At 41.5% G+C, this 4,305-nt stretch carries 2 protein-coding genes and 1 pseudogene; 1 reads left to right on the top strand and 2 read right to left on the bottom strand.

Translation table 11 applies throughout. The features are described 5' to 3' along the window. Positions 1 to 178 precede the first annotated feature (178 nt). Both FTV29_RS14790 and FTV29_RS14795 read right to left on the bottom strand, forming a co-directional pair. Positions 179 to 3,472 carry an EAL domain-containing protein gene (locus FTV29_RS14790; RefSeq protein ID WP_159138995.1) on the bottom strand — a complete coding sequence of 1,098 codons (3,294 nt, stop codon included), beginning with the start codon at positions 3,470 to 3,472 and terminating at the stop codon, positions 179 to 181. Between the two features lie 92 nt (positions 3,473 to 3,564). Then, positions 3,565 to 3,918 carry a methyl-accepting chemotaxis protein gene (locus tag FTV29_RS14795; protein ID WP_218944869.1) on the bottom strand — a complete coding sequence of 118 codons (354 nt, stop codon included), beginning with the start codon at positions 3,916 to 3,918 and terminating at the stop codon, positions 3,565 to 3,567. Between FTV29_RS14795 and FTV29_RS14800 the strand changes: the two are divergent. After that, positions 3,902 to 4,177 (top strand): annotated as a pseudogene (locus FTV29_RS14800) (transposase); the annotation flags it as partial. The gene FTV29_RS14795 and the pseudogene FTV29_RS14800 overlap by 17 nt on opposite strands. Between the last annotated feature and the right edge of the window lie 128 nt (positions 4,178 to 4,305).

Consider the following 4,305-nt stretch of genomic DNA (forward strand, 5'->3'; position numbering starts at 1 on the left):
CGCGACTCATGAGTGCTCGGTTATATGCGGGCCAATTGGTTGTGCGGTAGATTTTGTGTGTAGGCTTCTTCATTTGAAAATTATATCGCTGAAAAAGCCTTTACAGATAGGTTTGTGCAACAAAGCCCCCATAAACTACTAAATTAAAACCCGCTTAATGTACCTTACTAATTATCTTTTAAAAATGCAGCTCTTCTATCCGACACGGTTTTCCGTATAAATAGCCTTGATAGGTGTGACACCCCATACTCTGCAATAACGCGCGCTGGGCTTCTGTTTCAACACCCTCAGCTATGACTTGCAGTTCCATTGAGTTGGCTAATGTTATAACTGCCTGAGCGATGGCCCTATCATTACTGCTATTGATAATATCTCGAACAAACCCTTGGTCAATTTTCAACTGATTTATAGGCAATTGTTTTAAGTAGGATAAGGATGAATAGCCTGTACCAAAATCATCGATTGAAAAAGTCACGCCGTGCTGCTGCAACTCTTTCATCTTAGCTTTAACATCAGGAATGTTATTTGCGAGCAACGTTTCCGTAATTTCCAGCTTTAGCAACTGTGGATTTGCACCTGAGGTTTTCAATGGATTTAAAACAGTCTGAACAAAATTATCTTTGCTAAATTGAACTACGCTTATGTTAACCGCAATGCTTAGGTGTTGTTTTTCGGATTCTAAAGACCATTTTGCCAGAGTGGCGCAAGCTTCCTCTAGCACCCACTCGCCAATCGGTACAATAAGACCTGTTTCCTCCGCTAATGGGATAAATTGCAGTGGCGACACCATGCCTTTTTCTGGGTGTATCCAGCGTAACAATACCTCAACACCAATACACTGCTTCAGGTGATTGACCTGTTTTTGATAGAAAAGTACAAATTGCTGGCTTTGTATTGCAGAGTATAAGTCGCTAATAATTGCTGCTCTTGAGCTTACTGCAACTTGCATTTGCGGGTCAAAAAACTGCACACCATTTCGGCCAGCATATTTAGCCTTGTACATAGCCATATCAGCTTGCTTTAACAAATCTTCTTTTGACAGATTTTCACTGTTAAAAAGTGTTACACCAATGCTTGCCGAACTATTGTAAGTTAGACCGTCAAGATTATATTCCCTTGTTAAATTACTCACGATTTTTTGTGCAAGTCTCTCAGCCTGGTTCGCTGCTAATGTTGGTTCATGACTTAAATCTGATGCCATAATAACAAACTCATCGCCGCCTAAACGCGCTACGGTATCACCTTGTCTCACTGAGTTGACAAGACGCTCAGCGACCTGACACAACAGCAAATCACCTTTATTATGACCAGCACTATCATTAAGGTTTTTAAAGTTATCTAAATCAAGAAAAAATAATGCTGAGAAGTTCCTTGTACGAACGCTATGATTTATAGCTCCCGTCAATCTGTCCAACAACAGACGTCGATTAGGTAGCAATGTTAATGGGTCATAAAATGCTAACTGGTGAATTTCATTTTCACGTTGTTTACGCTCAGTGATATCCCTGACAACACCGATAAAGTTAACTTCACCAGCCATTTGAACTTCAACTACACCAAGCTCGATTGGAAACATAGAACCATCTTTGCGCAAGGCCTCAAGCTCACGAATACGCCCAGTAATGTCACTGACACCACGTTCTATATAATTTGATAAGTAGCTATCGTGATGCTCTCGATGAGGTGACCCCATCAACATGCTAATATTTTTGCCAAGCGTTTCATCTTCCGTATAGCCGAAGATTTCCTGTGCGGCTTGGTTAAATGTCAGAATTTTACCACGACCATCAATAGTAATAATGCCATCAAGCAACCCTTCAACAACAGCTTCCATCTGCCTTGACTTATCACTAAGCGCTTTTTCTGCAATTATTTGGTCATTGATATCAAAGTGTGTACCCAATAACCATAGAGCTTTGCCATCATATGTCCTTGAAGAAATACGCCCTCTGGTGTTTATCCATTTCCATTCACCATTTTTGTGTTTCATACGAAGATTGGCTTCATATATGGGTATTAGGCCTGACATGTGCTTTTCAAGAATAGTTGCACAATAAGCCAGGTCATCAGGATGCGTTAGCCTTTCCCACGTGTATCTGTTTCCCGGTAATAACTCAGAAAGTGTGTAACCCAGTAATGCGGCCCATTCATCATTGATAATCAACTCGCCTGTTTGAATATTAAAATGCCATGTGCCTATATTGTTAGCGTCTATTACGGCCTTAAGTAAATTCTGACTGTTCCTTATGAGCTCTTCATCCTGTTTCTCTTTTGTAATATCTGTTTCAATTGCAATATAGCCGCTCAAACTACCACTTTCACTAAACAGCGGGTTACAAGCTATTCTCACCCAGTAGGAATTTTGCGCTTTTGAATAATTTACAACATCAACATTAAAGCCGTTCTGTTGAGCAAGCGCATCTCTCATTATTGCAACAGTGGCAGGATCAGTGTCGGGCCTTTGTAATAACTCCCCAGGCTTTTTACCCTGCATTTCTTCAATGCTATATCCTGTAAGAAAGGAGAAGGCTTCATTAATCCATATAATTCGACCTTTGACATCAGTTATTACCACACCATTGGTTGTCTGCCTTGCAACTTCAGAAAGGCGTCTTATTTCTGACTGCGCTTCAACTTGTGCAGAGGTATTACGAATGACCACTAATACTTCATTATCATCAATCTTTTTGTATCGGGCTTCGAACGATTGATTTGACTTTTCAAACGTGTAGTTATGATGAATCACATCGTTGTTACAAAAGGCTTGCTTGAGGCACTCTACGAGTTGATGACCTAGCTCATTGGGTAGTATCTCATGAACGGTACGCCCCAAAATCGCTTGTTGAGGTTTAAGTAAGTCAGGATGCTCTTTGCAAACCAAAAAACGAAAGTTTCGGTCAATAACAAATACCATATCAGGCAGTGTTGCCAGTATTGAGGTTGTTTTTGCCATGCCTTTTAAAAACTGCTCTTGAAGTCGAGCTTGATCTTCTTTGGCAATTTCATACTCAACCATGTCTGCAAATTCGCGCAGTTCTTGCTGCTCTTTTGCTGAAAAGTCTCTGGCCACGGAGTCAATGAGACATAGAGTGCCGATGGGTTGCCCACTTGTCTCTCGCAGCGGTGCACCCGCATAAAAACGAATATGCGGCGCGTGGGTTACTAAAGGATTTGACGAAAAGCGCTCATCTTTTGTTGCATCTGAAACAATTAAAATATCCTCATGCAATATCGCATGGCCACAAAATGAGATATCACGGCCTGTTTCACAAGCGTCAAGACCCACTTTAGATTTAAACCATTGCCGGTCACTATCCACCAAAGAGATAAGGCATATTGGCACTTTAAATACAGACGCTGCTAATCTTGTAATGCGGTCAAAGCGCTTCTCTGCTGGCGTATCCAGCAAATTAGTTCGCTGTAATGCAAGTAAACCAGCAGCTTCATCAACAGGGAATTCAGGTGCGTTCAAAACGTTACTCCAATAATTTGCTGCTTAATCGATTATTATCAATTGTACTGCAAGAATACACTGTTAAATGTTTTAGGCTTTCACTTGAAAGATTACCGCTTAAACCGTACTACCAGTTTATGAAGCTCATCAGCAATCTTGTTCAAATAAATAATCGTCTCTGAAAGCTGCATCGAGCTGTCATTACTTAAATCGGCAAGCGTTGAAATATTTACTATTTGCAGGTTAATGTCTTCAGTAACATGGGCTTGCTCTTCCACTGCTGCAGCCATTTGGGTCGACATAGAAGCGATTTGACCTATGGATTCTGAAATACCGCTTAACATTTTGCCGCTTTCAATAACATTAGAGAGTCCCTCTTCGGCATCAATAGCGCCTGCATCAGCGATTTTTACTGCATCACCTGCTCGATGAGTTAACTCGGTGACGATTGAGGTGGGCTGCATGGCACATGCACGTCGTAAATTTCATGAACTGCATGTGACCGGGAAAAGTCAGATCGCTGAACAGGCATTAGTGCTGATTCAGAAACTGTATGCCATAGAAGCAGAACTCAGGAAAAAGACCGATGGTACAGCAGAACATCGCCGCGAATATCGGCAAAAGCATAGTCAACCGGTGATGCAACAACTGTATGAATGGCTCAGCCAACATTATCTGACGGTGCCATCGAGTTCTCCAACTGCCAAGGCGATCAATTACAGCCGGCTTTGTTGCACAAACCTATCTGTAAAGGCTTTTTCAGCGATATAATTTTCAAATGAAGAAGCCTACACACAAAATCTACCGCACAACCAATTGGCCCGCATATAACCGAGCACTCATGAGTCGCG

The sequence above is a fragment of the Acinetobacter sp. YH12254 genome, from assembly GCF_013417415.1.
Lineage (GTDB): Bacteria > Pseudomonadota > Gammaproteobacteria > Pseudomonadales > Moraxellaceae > Acinetobacter > Acinetobacter pseudolwoffii.